Annotated in this window: 13 protein-coding genes and 1 tRNA gene; 3 read left to right on the top strand and 11 right to left on the bottom strand. The window is 43.8% G+C overall.

Translation table 11 applies throughout. The features are described from left to right. Window positions 1–14: 14 nt before the first annotated feature. The 6 genes from DIU38_RS25030 to DIU38_RS25005 all read right to left on the bottom strand — a co-directional run bounded on the left by DIU38_RS25030 (window position 15) and on the right by DIU38_RS25005 (window position 5,825). Entirely contained in the window at window positions 15–770 is a 756-nt protein-coding gene (locus DIU38_RS25030) for a tetratricopeptide repeat protein (RefSeq protein ID WP_112656307.1), read from the bottom strand. Next, entirely contained in the window at window positions 767–1,807 is a 1,041-nt protein-coding gene (locus DIU38_RS25025; protein ID WP_112656309.1) for a vWA domain-containing protein, read from the bottom strand. The genes DIU38_RS25030 and DIU38_RS25025 overlap by 4 nt, the downstream gene beginning before the upstream one ends. Window positions 1,808–1,811: 4 nt before the next feature. After that, complete coding sequence (locus tag DIU38_RS25020; RefSeq protein WP_208057728.1) at window positions 1,812–2,816, bottom strand: vWA domain-containing protein; 1,005 nt, start codon at window positions 2,814–2,816, stop codon at window positions 1,812–1,814. After that, window positions 2,813–3,769 (bottom strand): BatD family protein, encoded by a 957-nt coding sequence (locus DIU38_RS25015; protein WP_244311236.1) that lies wholly within the window; start codon window positions 3,767–3,769, stop codon window positions 2,813–2,815. Before DIU38_RS25015 ends, DIU38_RS25020 begins: the two co-directional genes overlap by 4 nt. Before the next feature lie 17 nt (window positions 3,770–3,786). After that, window positions 3,787–4,662 (bottom strand): DUF58 domain-containing protein, encoded by an 876-nt coding sequence (locus DIU38_RS25010; RefSeq protein WP_112656313.1) that lies wholly within the window; start codon window positions 4,660–4,662, stop codon window positions 3,787–3,789. A 107-nt stretch (window positions 4,663–4,769) separates the two neighbouring features. Further along, window positions 4,770–5,825 carry an AAA family ATPase gene (locus DIU38_RS25005; protein ID WP_090533796.1) on the bottom strand — a complete coding sequence of 352 codons (1,056 nt, stop codon included), beginning with the start codon at window positions 5,823–5,825 and terminating at the stop codon, window positions 4,770–4,772. A gap of 419 nt (window positions 5,826–6,244) precedes the next feature. On the opposite strand from DIU38_RS25005, the gene DIU38_RS25000 reads away from it, so the two are divergent. After that, window positions 6,245–7,276: a hypothetical protein gene (locus DIU38_RS25000; RefSeq protein ID WP_112656315.1), complete on the top strand. Its 1,032-nt coding sequence runs from the start codon at window positions 6,245–6,247 to the stop codon at window positions 7,274–7,276. A gap of 186 nt (window positions 7,277–7,462) precedes the next feature. On the opposite strand, the gene DIU38_RS24995 is transcribed toward DIU38_RS25000, so the two are convergent. From DIU38_RS24995 to ileS, 3 genes are read right to left on the bottom strand one after another with little or no spacing between them, the layout of a single operon-like run. After that, a complete protein-coding gene (locus tag DIU38_RS24995; protein ID WP_112656317.1) occupies window positions 7,463–8,068 on the bottom strand; it encodes a lipoprotein signal peptidase in 606 nt (201 codons plus the stop codon). Continuing rightward, window positions 8,069–8,452 carry a TraR/DksA family transcriptional regulator gene (locus tag DIU38_RS24990; protein ID WP_090533802.1) on the bottom strand — a complete coding sequence of 128 codons (384 nt, stop codon included), beginning with the start codon at window positions 8,450–8,452 and terminating at the stop codon, window positions 8,069–8,071. It abuts the gene before it with no gap. Further along, the gene (ileS, locus tag DIU38_RS24985) at window positions 8,452–11,835 is read right to left on the bottom strand and encodes an isoleucine--tRNA ligase (RefSeq protein WP_112656319.1); all 3,384 of its coding nucleotides are present in this window, start codon (window positions 11,833–11,835) and stop codon (window positions 8,452–8,454) included. The genes DIU38_RS24990 and ileS overlap by 1 nt, the downstream gene beginning before the upstream one ends. 72 nt (window positions 11,836–11,907) lie before the next feature. On the opposite strand from ileS, the gene DIU38_RS24980 reads away from it, so the two are divergent. Further along, window positions 11,908–12,102, top strand: coding sequence for a hypothetical protein (locus DIU38_RS24980; RefSeq protein WP_091173572.1), 195 nt, complete (start codon window positions 11,908–11,910; stop codon window positions 12,100–12,102). A 597-nt stretch (window positions 12,103–12,699) separates the two neighbouring features. Here the strand turns inward: DIU38_RS24980 and DIU38_RS24975 are convergent. Next, the gene (locus tag DIU38_RS24975; RefSeq protein ID WP_112656323.1) at window positions 12,700–14,001 is read right to left on the bottom strand and encodes a leucine-rich repeat-containing protein kinase family protein; all 1,302 of its coding nucleotides are present in this window, start codon (window positions 13,999–14,001) and stop codon (window positions 12,700–12,702) included. 201 nt (window positions 14,002–14,202) lie between these two features. On the opposite strand from DIU38_RS24975, the gene DIU38_RS24970 reads away from it, so the two are divergent. Next, window positions 14,203–14,976, top strand: coding sequence for a M17 family peptidase N-terminal domain-containing protein (locus tag DIU38_RS24970; protein WP_243770667.1), 774 nt, complete (start codon window positions 14,203–14,205; stop codon window positions 14,974–14,976). A gap of 92 nt (window positions 14,977–15,068) precedes the next feature. On the opposite strand, the gene DIU38_RS24965 is transcribed toward DIU38_RS24970, so the two are convergent. Further along, a tRNA-Val gene (locus DIU38_RS24965) sits at window positions 15,069–15,143 on the bottom strand. Between the last annotated feature and the right edge of the window lie 40 nt (window positions 15,144–15,183).

The following is a 15,183-nucleotide window of genomic DNA, read 5'->3' as shown; positions in this document are numbered from 1 at the left end:
AAAACAACAAGATTTTACCAATCTTTTGAAATAGGCACCTTAGCACCTTTTAATTTTTTATTCTTAAGCTTATCCTGGGTTTGCTTTTCATCATTGTTAAGGGCATCAAGCATTCGTTGGGCGTCATCTTTTGACAGCTGGTTAGGTTGCTGTCCCTGTTGATCTTTCTGATCCTGGTTTTGCTTATCCTGATCTTTCTTGTCCTGGTCCTGCTTGTTTTTATCCTGGTCTTTTTTGTCTTTATCCTTGTCCTTATTGTCTTTGTTATCTTTATTCTTATCCTTGTTTTTGTCCTTGTCCTTATTATTCTTGTTGCCCCCGCCGCCTTTATTCTTATCCTGCTGGTTTTTCAGCATTTTTTGAGCATAGGCAAGGTTATACCGGGTTTCCTCATCTTTAGGGTTATTAACGAGGGCCTTTTTATAAGCATCGATACTTTCCTGGTATTTCTTTTCGGTCAAAAATGAATTGCCGATGTTGTGATAGGCACCTGCTTTTACATTTTTATCAATGGATGCCGTTGCCAGCTTATTGAACTGCGCCGCTGCATCATCATATTTCTTTTGCTTGAACATGGCATCGCCAAGGTTAAAATTACCCTCCAGGGTTTTTTCCTTTTTGCTCATGGCCTGGCGGTAAGCCGCTTCAGCTTCTTTAAACTTTTTTTGCTGATAAAGCTCGTTACCCTGCTTCAGGTATTTTTTTTCCTGCTGGGCAAAAAGAAATGAAGCCTGCAGCACTAATAAAATGGCTATGATATATTGCTTCATGTGTTTTTTACTTCAAATAATTTGATCTTGCTTAGGCGCATGTTTTTACGGATGGAAATAAAGAACTCGGCCAATAACAATACAAAGGCAATGGCCAGGAAAAACTGGAACCTGTCTTCAAAATCCTTAAACTGTTTGGTATCCGTCATTTTGCGCTGCACCTTAGCTATTTGGTCCATTACAATGTTGAGGCCACTGTTGGCATTGTTGGCACGTACATAAACACCGTTTCCTGCTTCGGCAATTTCCTTGCCCATTTGCTCATTCAGCTTGCTTACTACGGGGTGGCCGGTACTGTCATTGTGGAAACCAGTTTGTTTGCCGTTTTGATAAATGGGGATTGGTGCACCTTCTTCCGAACCTACTCCAACCACATTTACCGTAACATTTCTTGCTAAAGCGGCTTTGGCTGCCGATACGGCATCGTCCTCATGGTTCTCACCGTCGGTAATAATAATAATGGACTTGCCGGTTCCGTTCTTGAAATCAAACGATTGCATACCTAAATTAATTGCAGCGCCAATAGCTGTGCCCTGTGTTGGTACCATTTCGGTATTAATGGTATTGAGGAACAATTTAGCCGCCGCATAATCCGTAGTTACCGGAAGCTGTACATAAGCCTGGCCCGCAAATACAACGATGCCGATACGGTCGTCGTGCAGTTTATCAATAAGTTGAGATAGCGCACGTTTGGCATTTTCCAGCCGGTTAGGGGCCAAATCCTGTGCCAGCATACTGTTTGATACGTCCAGCAGGATCATCAGGTCGGCACCTTTGCGTTTTACCTCTTCGGTTTTTGAACCCAATTGCGGATCGGCTATGCCAATAATAACAAGGGCATAGGCTAAAATGAAAAAGATGAACTTGATCCAGGGGCGTGAAAAGGATACCTGTGGCATCAGCTGCATCACCACCTCCTTATTACCCAGCGAGGCAATTGCTTTACGTTTCCACCAGTTTACCCTCAAAAAAATAAAGAGCAGCAGCGGAATAGCAAGCAATCCCCATAAAAATTCTGTATTTGCAAAACGTAGCATGCTGTTATGTTATAGCTCCCTTAAGCAGGGTGTTTCTTGTTAAAAATTCTAACGATAAAAGCGCCAGCGCAATAATGGCGAAAGGCAAAAAACGTTCTGTTTTTTTGCGGTATTGGGTAACATCAATCTTGGCCTTTTCCAATTTGTCAATCTGCTCGTAAATATCCTTCAAAGCATTATTGTTGGTTGCCCTGAAGTATTTACCGCCGGTAATTGTGGCGATCTTGCTCAATGTACCCTCATCAATATCAACCTTCATGCGCTGATATTGGATGCCCATTGGAGTTTGAACCGGGTAAGGTGCAAAGCCGTTAGTGCCGATGCCTACTGTATAAACCCTAACACCAAATTGTTTGGCAATTTCGGCAGCGGTAACCGGGGGGATAGAGCCCGAGTTGTTTGAACCATCGGTAAGCAGGATCACTACTTTACTTTTGGCCTCACTATCTTTTAAACGGTTTACAGCCGTAGCCAAGCCCATCCCGATGGCGGTACCATCTTCAATCATCCCGTTTTTGATGTCGGCATAAAGGTTTACCAATACCGAGTGATCGATGGTGAGCGGACATTGTGTAAAACTTTCACCACTGAAAACTACCAGGCCAATCCTGTCATTAGGGCGGTTCTGGATAAAATCGATGGCGATGTTTTTGCCGGCCTCAAGCCTGTTGGGCTTAAAATCTTCGGCAAGCATACTGCCCGAGATATCTGATGCAATAACGATATCAATACCTTCGGTAGTGGTATCTTGCCAGCTTAACGACGATTGCGGTCTTGCGAGCGCAACAATTAGCGCAGCCATAGCTAACGAACGCAATATGATGTTTAAATGCCTGAAACGGGGCAGCATGCTTTTGGTGATCATGGCGAAGCCCCTTACGGTAGGCATGGCCAGGTTACCCTGCAGTTGCTTTTGTTTCCAGATGTACCAGCCCACCATAAGCGGAATGCTGATGAACAGCCAGAAAAAGCCCGGATGAGCAAATTCTATTCCTTTAAACCAAATCATTTTGCCTCATCTCCCTTCACATTTACATCGGTTGGTCTGGCACGGGGTTGCGTATCTTTAATAAAAGTAACGGCGTTTTCCATGCTCTTTTCATTTTCATTGGCCGCGGGTTTCTCTTTGGCAAACTTTACCATATCGGCAAGTATGAGCAATTGCCTTAACAGGTTCCTGTCTTCGCTGGCTATGTCCATGTGCCTTAAGCTGGCAAAGATCTCTTCGGATGTTTGCTCCAGAGCTTGGATGTTGTACCGTTTTTCAAGGTACTCGCGCACCACGTCGCTCAGTTCAATATAATATTGTTTAACCTGGTCATGCTGCCAAAGCTGCTTGTTTTTGATTTCTTCGAGTTTTTGAAGGGCCTGGATATGCAACGGGATATCGGGCTTAACTTCTTCAACGATCACTTCTTTTTTAGGCCGTTTTAACAGATAATAAACCACGGCGCCAATAACGATCAAGCCAAGCAATATACCTGTAACCAGCTTCCAGTTATCACGCAGCCAGTCCCAAAAAGTGTATTTAACAGCCAGCGGCTGTTTAATGTCATAGAAAGCTTTAGTTGTATCAACGGCCACTGTTCTGACATCAAGATTCAATGTGTCCGTTAGTAAATCGCCTACCGGCGATTTAAACACGTATGACGGGATGATATAAGTACCGCTGTCGAAAGCGGTAATGGTATAATGCCTGTTGATGGTTTCGATGGATTGATCGCCCTTGTCAAAAGCAGTATCTGCCTTAAAGTTTACAATCCGGATCTTGCCGATGCTGTCGGCCAGTTTAGGAAATCCTATACTGTCCTTAGCGTGAAAACGAATACTTAAGTTGAGCTGTGTTTGTTCGCCTATCAGGATCGATTTTTTATCCAGTGTAGCTTTAGCCCCAAAGTTTTGCGCCCTGCCTGTTTGGTAAAAGCCTGCAAGCAATACCAACATAGCCAGGGTGTATTTCATGTACCTGTTCATATATTTTACCGCCGGCCTTCCCGCTTTTTAAATAATGTCATTAATGGTTTAACGTATGATTCATGTGTGCCAATGGTAGTATAATCAACCCCCGAGCGACGAAAAGCATCCTGCAGGGCGGCGTTGCGTTTCACTGCATCCCATTTAAAAGCGTCGCGAACAGCTTTGTCGCCGGTATTTACCCACATGATGTGCCCGCTTTCTTCGTCCTTAACCGGGATCAGTCCCAGGTTAGGGAACTCTTCCTCGTGTTTGTCGTAGAGCTTTAAAGCGATGATATCGTGCTTTTTATTGGCGATCTTAAGCTCGTTTTCAAATTCGGGGGTAATAAAGTCAGAGATCACAAAGGCCGTGCATTTCTTTTTGATAACGCTTGTGAAGTATTTCAATGCTTCGGCCACGTTAGTGCCTTTGTTTTCGGGCTGAAAAGCAATCAGTTCGCGGATGATCATCAGGATATGGCTACGGCCTTTTTTTGGCGGAATAAACTTCTCGATCTTATCGCTGAAAAAGATCACGCCCACCTTGTCATTGTTCTGTATGGCCGAAAATGCCAGTACCGCGCAGAGTTCGGTTGCCAGATCCTGCTTTTGCTGATTTTGCGTGCCGAAGTTTTCAGAACCACTCACATCCATCAGCACCATAACGGTAAGCTCGCGCTCCTCATCAAACACTTTTACATACGGATGGTTAAAACGGGCGGTAACGTTCCAGTCGATGGTACGGATTTCGTCGCCGATCTGGTATTCGCGCACCTCGCTAAAGGCCATACCACGCCCCTTGAAAGCCGAGTGATACTCGCCCGAAAATAAGTGGTTACTTAAGCCACGGGTTTTGATCTCTATCTTCCTTACCTTTTTTAGCAGATCCTTGGTGTCCATAGGCCCCCTCTAAATCTCCCCCGGTAGGGGAGACTTTTGAATGTTTTAGTTAATTAATAATACCTTGCTTCTAAAGCCCTCCCTTCCGGGGAGGGTTTGGGTGGGGCTTACGGTACCTCAACCACGTTTAGGATGCCGGTAATGATATCCTCACTGGTGATGTTTTCGGCCTCGGCCTCATAGCTTAAGCCAACACGGTGCCTTAATACATCATGACAAACTGCACGTACATCTTCAGGGATCACATAACCGCGGCGTTTAATAAAGGCGTATGCTTTTGCTGCCAGTGCCAAACTGATGCTTGCCCTTGGCGATGCACCAAAGGTGATCAGCGTTTTGTATTTGGCAAGCTTAAACTGATCGGGGAAACGGGTTGCAAAAACAATGTCGATGATGTATTGCTCTATCTTTTCGTCCATATAAACCTCGCGCACAATTTTGCGGGCTTTGATGATCTCATCTGGCTTGATGATGGCGTTTGGCTTATTCATGCCTGAAGGCGAGATATTGGCGCGCATGATCTTTTTCTCATCCTCTTTGTTAGGATATTTGATCACCACTTTTAACATAAAACGGTCAACCTGTGCTTCGGGCAGGGGATAGGTACCTTCCTGCTCAATAGGGTTTTGGGTTGCCAATACCAGGAACGGATCGGGCAGTTTGTAAGTGGTATCGCCAATAGTTACCTGACGTTCCTGCATGGCCTCAAGCAGCGCACTTTGCACTTTGGCCGGTGCACGGTTAATCTCATCGGCCAAAACAAAGTTTGAGAAGATAGGGCCTTTGCGCACAATGAACTCTTCTTTCTTTTGGTTGTAAATCATGGTACCCAATACGTCGGCAGGGAGTAGATCAGGTGTAAACTGGATCCTGCTGAAATCGGCCTGGATGGCTCTCGACAGTGTATTGATGGCAAGTGTTTTCGCCAGTCCCGGTACACCTTCCAATAGAATGTGCCCATTAGCCAGTAAACCGATGAGCAAGCGCTCAACCATATAACGCTGACCAACTATCACTTTATCCATCTCCATAAGCAGCAGGTCGATAAACGCGCTTTCCCTTTGTATCATTTCATTCAGCGCCCTGATATCGGTTGAATACGATGTTGGAGCTGCCGGAGCTGCTGATGAAACATTTCCTGTGTAACTATTTTGTTCTTCCATTAATTTTTTCGTTTCGGTAGGCAAACTTAAACACCCGCTCAATTTTTCGCCAACTAAAATCCATGCATAAATGTTAAAAAGTGTTAAATCGTTATATATCGCGGCAGATATATCTGTTTAACACTCACAATGTTTGGTAATAATTGTTAAATCCGGCCCTGTTAAGTCCCAATATACACTATTTAGTTGCTTGTGGTAATTTATAACGTGTTAAAGTGGGTTTTATTGATTGGCGTAGGGGTTACATTTATAAATGCTAACTCGCGCTGGTTTGCAAACGGGTGTGTATCCTGGGTGTGTTTGTAACGCTAATGGCAATGCGGCCGCAAACTATATTAAGCACTCGTTTACAAACGGGAGCAAGGTTTAAATTTTTTTCGACTTTATTATCTACTTTTAATCAACATTATCCGGGTGATATGAAAAAGAGAAGGCTGTTATTTATGCTGGTTATAACCGTTCTTTCGGCAATGGCTGCAGGGGCACAAAATGTGTATAAAAACATCCCGCTGCCAAAAGCCATTAACAGTGTGAACGAAGAATTTTCGGGTATGACCATTTATGGCCGCCGTCTTTACCTCGAACCGCAATACGGCGATCATAAAGAAACAAAATTGGATGGCACATTTAACCTGTATAGCATCCTTGCAGATAGCATCAACAGGGTTATAGATGGACAGGATACAGCATTATCAGCCTTTAAAACCATCAGCGTAAAAAATTTGAACTTGCTCCCCGATTCTGTAAAAGCAAACTATGAAGGCTTTGAAGCTATCAGCATCGCTAATCATACGGTATTCCTTTCTATCGAAACGGACGATAAATACGCTTACTGTTTTGTGCTGAAGGGCAAATTAGATACTGTTAAAGGTGAAGTGATAATTGACCCGGAGCATTTTATTTCCCTGCGAAGATATCCATACATCAGCAATGCCGGGTTTGAAAGTGTTACCTATCTCCCTAAAGAAAACAAATTGCTGGCTTATTATGAGTTTAATGCCATGCCTAAAGGTGGCCGCGGCTATTTGATAGACACTTCGTTTAGTAAAGCGCCTCAGCAAATTACAATGCCATTGCTGTATTTCAGGATCACGGATATTGCGGCAGCCGGTGACGGGAAGATCTACGGTGTAAATTATTTCTGGAACGGTGATTACGATGCCTATCTAAATAACGATTGGGTGAAAAAGCCTGAAGCGGCTATAGGTAAACTAATACCGGAGCTTGGTAGTAGGTTGAGCGCTGATCCTGACTATCTGCACAATAACCCCTACGCTGCAATAGTAATGCTGGATACCCGTAAAAGTAAGCAGTGGAGATATGTGCGCTCATTTGATGGTGTTAAAAATAACTGGGAAGGTATAGCCCTGCTTAAGAAGGGGGCATTGATTGTTACCGATGCCAACAGGAGCAGCAAGCAGGTTTGCAGGTTGGTTTATGTGGATTTTTGAGGAACGAACACCTTCCGTCATCCCGAACTTGTTTCAGGACCCCATGTAATTAGTCTGCATTATACATGATACATGCTGGTGCTTAGCGAGTGGGGTGCTGAAACAAGTCCAGCATGACTTCTGATTATCGGGTTAAAGCAAAAAAGCCGCTCATCGCGGCTTTAATATATTAAGTATTTAATAATTCTATTCTTCAACCATTTCGCTGTTGGGGCTGGCTATTTCTGGTTTTTCGTGTTTAAAATAGCGCTTCTGGTACAGGAGAATCATAATTACGCCTACACAGATAGAGGCATCGGCCAGATTAAAAACCGGCCTGAAAAACTCGAACGACTCGCCTGCCCAAAACGGGAACCACGACGGATAGGTGCCACGCAATAGCGGGAAGTAAAACATATCAACCACACGGCCATGAAATAGGGGCGCATATTTATACATTATACCATAAAAGGTTGAATCGATAATATTGCCCATGGCGCCGGCTAAAATGAGCGCTACGTTCATGATGAGCCCGCGATGGTATTTGTGTTTAATTAAATAAATAAGAGTGTAAATTATACCACAAACCGCAACTATGCGAAACAGCGTTAAGGCCAGTTTGCCCGCATCGCCGCCCCATTCCATACCAAATGCCATACCGTTATTTTCGGTGTAGTGCAGCATTCCCCTGCTTCCCAGGAAGCGAATTTCGTCCTGGAGCTGCATGTGTGCACGTACCCAGGTCTTGATGATCTGGTCGGCAAGGATGATGAAGGCAGCAGTTAAAAAAGGTTTGGTATAAGCAGCCTTCATTTATTGCTTTAATTTAGCTTCCATAGAGAGGGTTGTGTGCGGAACAGCACGTAAACGCTCTTTCGGGATCAGCTTGCCTGTTTCGCGGCAAACACCGTAAGTTTTATTTTCGATACGTACAAGCGCGGCTTCAAGCTGCTCAATAAATTTTTTCTGACGTGCGGCCAACTGGTTTATCTGCTCTTTTTCAAGCGTGGCCGAACCATCTTCTAATGTTTTGTAAGTACCGGCAGTATCATCGGTGCCGTTGGCATTAGGCGAACTCAATGAGGTAGCCAATGAGTTTAATTCCTCGCGGGCTATGCGCATTTTATCCAGGATAATCCCTTTAAATTCCTGCAGGTCAGCTTCAGAATATCTGGTTTTTTCTTGTTCTTGTTTCATTATACTTTACTAATAGCAATCAATATTTCTTGTTCGTCAATTGTAACAGGCTCGCCCCCGGTAAGGTTATCCACAAACGTAATGCTGTCGGCCAAAATTTCGGCGCAAATGTAGGATAGATTGTTTTCCACGGCCTCTCTGATCGCCGGGGTGCTGCTTACCTGCACGTTTATCCTGTCAGTTACTTCAAATCCTTTGGTCTTACGTATATTCTGCACACGGTTGATAAACTCGCGCGAGATACCTTCCTGTTTTAATTCGTTGGTTATGGTAACATCTAAAGCCACGGTTAGTTTTCCCAAATTTGCTACCTGCCATCCGGGTACATCTTCGGCTATGATCTCTACGTCGGTAGCCAATACTTCGTATTTGCCATCAAGAACCGGGATGTTGCCATTGGCTTCTAAAGCGGCTATATCATCCTGGGAGAAATTTGTGATGGCTTCGGCTACAACTTTCATATCCTTACCCACTTTTTGGCCTAAGGCCTTGAAGTTTGGCTTTATTTTCTTTTTAATGAAACCTGCGGTATCGATAATATACTCGATATCCTTAATGTTGGTTTCAGACAAAATCAGGTCTTTAACCTGCTCAACGTGTAATTTAAAGCTTTTATCCAGTATTGGCAATAAAATTTTGCTCAATGGCTGGCGTACGTTGATATTCACCTTTTTACGTAACGAAAGCGTTAATGACGAAACATCCTGTGCAAGTTGCATACGCTCTTCCAGTTCGGCATCAACCAGTGCGCTGTTGTATTCGGGAAAGTAAGCAAGGTGTACCGATTCAAACTCTTCCTTGCGGGTAACAGCGTTCAGGTCACAATATAACCTATCGGCAAAGAATGGTGCAATTGGAGACATCAGTTTGCTGATAGAAATTAAACAGGTATATAAAGTTTGATAAGCCGAAAGTTTATCTTCCGTATTATCAGATTTCCAGAAACGGCGACGGCTCAAACGGATAAACCAGTTACTGAAATGCACGTCAACAAATTCCTGGATAGCACGGGCCGCCTTGGTTGGCTCAAAATCGGCATAATAACCGTCAACTTCTTTGCTTAAAGTGTTTAACAGGGATATGATCCAACGGTCTATCTCCGGGCGTTTGCGGTTCTCTATCTCTGGTTCACTGTATGTGAACTTATCAATATTGGCATATAATGTAAAGAACGAGTAGGTATTGTACAGCGTGCCAAAAAACTTACGCCTAACTTCATCTATCCCCTCTTCATTAAATTTAAGGTTATCCCAAGGCGATGCATTGCTGATCATATACCAGCGGGCGGCATCAGCGCCATATTTTTCGATGGTTTCGAACGGATCAGCGGCATTGCCTAATCGTTTAGACATTTTGTTGCCGTTTTTATCCAGCACCAAACCATTGGATACCACGTTTTTAAAGGCGATGCCTTTATTACCTACCTGCTCATTGATGGCTTTCACCTCATCACTTGCTTCGCTTAGCATTACCGCTATGGCATGCAAGGTGAAGAACCAGCCGCGGGTTTGGTCAACGCCCTCGGCAATGAAATCTGCCGGGTAAGCATTCTTAAATTCCTCCTGGCCTTCAAATGGGAAATGCCATTGTGCGTAAGGCATAGCGCCCGAATCAAACCAAACGTCGATCAGGTCGGGCTCGCGCAGCATTTTATTGCCGGTTGATGATACTAAAACAACATCATCAACATAAGGGCGGTGCATGTCTTCCAGCACAAAACCTTCGGGCATGAAACCTGCTTTGATCGATTTCGCGATCTCTGCATTTAACTCGGCAATTGAACCAATGCAGATCTCTTCTGTACCGTTTTCTTCGCGCCAGATAGGCAGCGGGGTGCCCCAGTAGCGTGAACGCGATAGGTTCCAGTCCACCAAATTTTCCAGCCAGTTACCAAAACGGCCTGTACCGGTTGATTCCGGTTTCCAGTTGATGGTTTTGTTCAGCTCTACCATTTTATCCTTCACCGCTGTGGTGCGGATAAACCAGCTATCGAGCGGATAATATAGTATCGGCTCGTCACTGCGCCATGAGTGCGGGTAGCTGTGCTCGTATTTTTTAACGTCGAACGCGCGGTTCTCGGTTTTTAATTTGATAGAGATGAGCACGTCGGTTGGTTTAAAACCTTCTTCGGCACGCTCGGCGTCGGTATAATATTCTTCCTTAACGTAACGGCCGGCGTAATCGGTAACCTCATCAACAAAACGGCCTTGTTTGTTCACCAACGGAACATCTTTGCCGGTTTCGTCTTTCACCATTACTGATGGAACATTGTTTTCTTTACATGCTCTGAAGTCATCAGCACCAAAAACAGATGCGGTATGTACTATACCGGTACCGTCTTCCGTGGTAACAAAGTCGGCAGGAATAACGCGGAACGCATTTTTCTCCAGATCCTCGTTGGTTACATAAGGCATCAACTGCTCGTAGTGGATGCCCACCAGTTGACTGCCTTTTACTTCTGCCTCGATTTTCCATGGGATGATCTTATCGCCACCTTTGTAATCAGCGAACGAAGCGTTCTCACCTTCAGCTTTAAAGTATTTCTTAATCAGGTCTTTAGCCAAAACTACACAAACCGGAAGGTAAGTGTAAGGGTTGAAGGTGCTGATCTTAGCATAAGTGATTTCTTCGCCAACAGCAAGGGCACAGTTTGAAGGCAATGTCCACGGGGTAGTTGTCCAGGCCAGAATAAATATATCGGTATCTATTCCGTTGAACAAAAACTCCGAATCACTGTCGCGTTTAACTTTAAACTGGGCGGTGATGGTGGTATCCTTCACCATTTTGTAGGTGCCCGGCTGGTTAAGCTCGTGTGAGCTAAGGCCGGTACCTGATTTTGGAGAGTATGGCTGTACGGTGTAACCTTTATACAGCAGATCTTTATTGTGCAGCTGTTTAAGGATCCACCAAAGGCTTTCAATGTATTCGTTTTTGTAAGTGATGTACGGATCGTTCAGGTCGACCCAGTAACCCATTTTCTCGGTCAGGTCGTTCCAAACGTCGGTATAGCGCATTACCTCCTTACGGCAGGCATCGTTATAATCTTTTACGCTTATTTTTTTGCCGATATCATCTTTAGTGATGCCCAGGGCCTTTTCAACGGCAAGCTCAATAGGCAAACCGTGGGTATCCCAGCCGCCTTTACGTTTTACCTGGTAGCCTTTAAGGGTTTTGTAGCGGCAAAAAATATCTTTAATTGAGCGCGACATTACGTGGTGAATCCCGGGCATACCATTAGCGCTCGGTGGCCCTTCATAAAAAGTATAAGGGCTACCCGCCGGACGGCTGGTAATGCTTTTTTCGAAAATGTTTTTCTGTTTCCAGAAGTCCAGTATCTCTTTGCCGGTTTGCGATAAGTTTAACTGCTTATATTCCTTGTACATCTATAATTTCACCTCGTTTTTAAGAGGTTGCAAAAATACAGAATTTAAAAATGATTTTTTTAATTTACGCCGATGAAAAATAAAGCAAAACGCTCTGTTTATCTTTTATTAATCGGGATAATCCTGTTTTCGGCAGGGATGGCCATTCCCAGCGGCCCCAACGAAAAATGGGATGATTATGCGCGCGGGGCCGGAGCGGGTTTATTTATTGCCGGCTTTATCGGCCTGGTGACCTGGCTTATTGACGTGGTGAAGGAAAATAAGTAAGCCTTAGGTACTGAGTTGTTGGTCGTAAGTCTTAAGTTCAAAGTTGGATAGGCAGTGCAGCATTGCTCAACCGGAACCGCCACCGTATTTTAATCATAAATCGCTGATCTCACGGTTGGTTGGCTCTTGCCGATGTTGGTATTGTTACCAACGTCTTTACGCCATGCTTGTGGCGTAGTTCTCCATTAAAAAGACAAATGGACAAAGATGTTTTTGACAACACCAACATCGGTGCTAAATACTTTCGACTCAGGACTTTTTTATATACTAAAATTTTAGTTGATGCGTTATGGATAAGGGTAAAAAATAAAAGCCTCCTTGCACTCGCTGCTTGGAGGCTTTAAACCTAAACCTTATCACAAATCAAGGTGGTAACCTTGTATTGAAATAGTTACAAATCTACTATAAGAATTATTAAAATCAAAAAAAAACCGACGAATAGATTAAATGAATCGACGGATTATCAAAAACTATCGTTTTTTGTTTAAATTTTTCTAAAAAATTAAAAATATTGCGGGCAGGTAACTCGTTTTTCCAAAATAAAACAGGTCGTCAGGGAAATGAAATTAGCTGTAGCGTTTCGGATGAATAGGCTGGCTATTTTAATCCGGAAAATTTTGCGTTTAAATATTGAAATGTGGGTCTGTTTGTTAATTGTTCGCTAAGGCAGCTTTCTTTCAAAACTGATAACTTTTTAAGATCAGGATGTTCTGTATCATTGCATAGCCTTGCCAGGTCGTCTAATAAATAACCAAAAGCCCTTACTTCAAGCCGTTCAAGTTTGTCGGCTATTATTGTATTGGCTGTATCATAAAAACATGCGGCCCCAAAATCGCTGAACAGTGTGTTGGCTTCATCATCAATCAAAATATTGTGTGCATACAGGTCGCTGTGCATAATTCCCTTGCGGTGCAGATGCTCCGCCACGGATGCAATGGTGCCTGCAATTTTTAGTACCTGTTCGGGTGTCCGAGTCAGATCAGGCTTAAAAACATCACGTGTGCAGCTAACAAGGCTGGGAGGCAGGCCGAGATTGTAAAAACTCCCAGGTATGAGTTTCATCACCAGGCCTTTTTTATTTTCGGGATGATTGGCGATTTGGCCTATTAATTCTACCAATCCTTCATGGTTGCCTGCTGTAATACAGGCGTTCATCTCATCTTCGGGCAGGCCATCGCTGGTAATTGCTCCTTTGAATATTTTAACCGCTACCTCGGTGGTTTCACCGGCATGCCGCCAGGTAGCTTTGGAGATAACACCGGATGCGCCTTCGCCGAGCAATTGGTTAATTTCCAATTCGCTGCTATCAATTGCCGTAAGTGAATTTACGCTTGGTTTATAGCTGAAAGGATTGCCCGAAAACGCCAGCCACGATAGTTTGGGCATAGATAAGAGCCATTCGGGAAATTCACTTAGCTGATTGGCGGAAATCCGGAGCAACTCCAGGTTACGGCAGTCAGCAAGTGTAGCCGGCAGTTTTGTTAGTCTGTTACCCGCAAGCATTAGTTTCTGCATCCTGCTGCAGTTGCCTATATGAGCGGGTAGCTCGGTAATCCTGTTGTTGGTAAGGATGAGCCAGCGAAGATTAGGATTAAGCGATGCCGGCGGTACGGTTTTTATCTGGTTTGATTTAAAGCCAACAATATCCAACAACGGACAATCGGACAATACTTCCGGCAAAACAGTGAATTGGTTTTCTGAGCAGAAAAAGATCTTCAGTTTTTTGAGCCGGCCAAAATCTGACGGTAATGCGTTCAGTTTATTGAATGAAAGATCAAGATATTCCAGTGTATCTGCCAGTTCAAAAATTTCAACAGGAAAGTGGGAAAGATTTTCTGATAGTTTAAGCGATACTGCTCCTTTTAATTCTCCGTTTTTTAACTGTTTTAACGTTTGCATAGGCTAAAGCAAAAGAACAAAAAATGCTTAACATTTCGGTTGTGCCTCATATGTGATATGGTGGAATCGCGTTTAGATTTATTTAGCTTTTAAGATGATTTTTTATTTCTTAATCTACGTCATCTTTTTGTTTTTCAATTTCCTCCACTTTTGATGTATTAGTAAGAGAGATAAATAATATCAATTTAAACATCGTCATCCATGGAACACAATATTACAATAATCAAGAAAGCAGCTATAAAATCGCATACGGGCTTGTTAAAGCTGATGTTTGCAATGGCAATCATCAGCTTAGTAGGCTTTACAAAAGGTTGGGCACAAACACAAGCGTCAACTTTACCCGCTCCCGGTACATCGGCAACAATTGGCCAAATAGAGGGTGTAACAATATCAACTGCCGTTCAATCACCCTCTAATCAGCAAACGCCACTTCAGGTAATTTGTGTTTTTGAATACACAGAGGGCGATATTTTTAATTCGCCGCCCGCATTGCCACGTAATCTTAACGGCCTTGTACATGTAGATGAGGCCTTAAAAGGGATACTCACCGAATTGCGTAAAAGCGGCCGGTTTGAAGGCAGGGCCCTGGAAACAATGCTCATTACACCGTCAGTTGGCAGCTTGCCTGCCGAAAAGCTGCTGATCATAGGCCTTGGCGACCGAAAGTCCTTTAATCCCGAACTAATGATCAGCGTTGGCCGTGTGGAAATGCGCGAAGCTTTAAGGCTGGGGGTAAGCAGTTACTCGCATGCCAGCGATTTAAAGGATGCTGGTATTGATTCACCTACAGGCGTTGTTGCTGTCAATGTTATTAAAGGAGCTATAAGCGCCTATGAAACCGAGTCTTTTTTGAAAAACCATTCGCTGAGTTCCGCTAAGCCTGTTACTCAAATAACGCTGCTTGCAGGGCCGGCGTTCTTTCAAACCACGGCAGATGCGGTTAAAGCTTTTGTGGATAGTTTCAAGGGGGATTAACTCAAAGCGATTTGCGATAATAATGAGTTTGAAAGACTTTAAAGGCTGATTTTAAATAAAAAAGCCCTGCGATTTGCAGGGCTTTTTTATTGTGGGAACTACTGGGTTCGAACCAGTGACCCTCTGCTTGTAAGGCAGATGCTCTGAACCAGCTGAGCTAAGCTCCCTTTGTTTTTAATTTTACCATCGTTTTGGCAAAACCGAGCG

Source organism: Mucilaginibacter metallidurans (genome assembly GCF_003286435.2).
Taxonomy (GTDB): Bacteria; Bacteroidota; Bacteroidia; order Sphingobacteriales; family Sphingobacteriaceae; genus Mucilaginibacter; species Mucilaginibacter gossypii.
This window is presented reverse-complemented; position numbering and strand designations above follow the sequence as displayed.

Bases quoted from the DNA above. Each gene is read 5' to 3' on its own strand.
- DIU38_RS25000 (WP_112656315.1), top strand. From the start codon at position 6,245: ATGAAAAAGAGAAGGCTGTTATTTATGCTGGTTATAACCGTTCTTTCG.
- DIU38_RS24980 (WP_091173572.1), top strand. From the start codon at position 11,908: ATGAAAAATAAAGCAAAACGCTCTGTTTATCTTTTATTAATCGGGATA.
- DIU38_RS24995 (WP_112656317.1), bottom strand. From the start codon at position 8,068: ATGAAGGCTGCTTATACCAAACCTTTTTTAACTGCTGCCTTCATCATC.
- DIU38_RS24990 (WP_090533802.1), bottom strand. From the start codon at position 8,452: ATGAAACAAGAACAAGAAAAAACCAGATATTCTGAAGCTGACCTGCAG.
- DIU38_RS25025 (WP_112656309.1), bottom strand. From the start codon at position 1,807: ATGCTACGTTTTGCAAATACAGAATTTTTATGGGGATTGCTTGCTATT.
- ileS (WP_112656319.1), bottom strand. From the start codon at position 11,835: ATGTACAAGGAATATAAGCAGTTAAACTTATCGCAAACCGGCAAAGAG.
- DIU38_RS25020 (WP_208057728.1), bottom strand. From the start codon at position 2,816: ATGATTTGGTTTAAAGGAATAGAATTTGCTCATCCGGGCTTTTTCTGG.
- DIU38_RS24975 (WP_112656323.1), bottom strand. From the start codon at position 14,001: ATGCAAACGTTAAAACAGTTAAAAAACGGAGAATTAAAAGGAGCAGTA.
- DIU38_RS24970 (WP_243770667.1), top strand. From the start codon at position 14,203: ATGGAACACAATATTACAATAATCAAGAAAGCAGCTATAAAATCGCAT.
- DIU38_RS25030 (WP_112656307.1), bottom strand. From the start codon at position 770: ATGAAGCAATATATCATAGCCATTTTATTAGTGCTGCAGGCTTCATTT.
- DIU38_RS25015 (WP_244311236.1), bottom strand. From the start codon at position 3,769: ATGAAATACACCCTGGCTATGTTGGTATTGCTTGCAGGCTTTTACCAA.
- DIU38_RS25005 (WP_090533796.1), bottom strand. From the start codon at position 5,825: ATGGAAGAACAAAATAGTTACACAGGAAATGTTTCATCAGCAGCTCCG.
- DIU38_RS25010 (WP_112656313.1), bottom strand. From the start codon at position 4,662: ATGGACACCAAGGATCTGCTAAAAAAGGTAAGGAAGATAGAGATCAAA.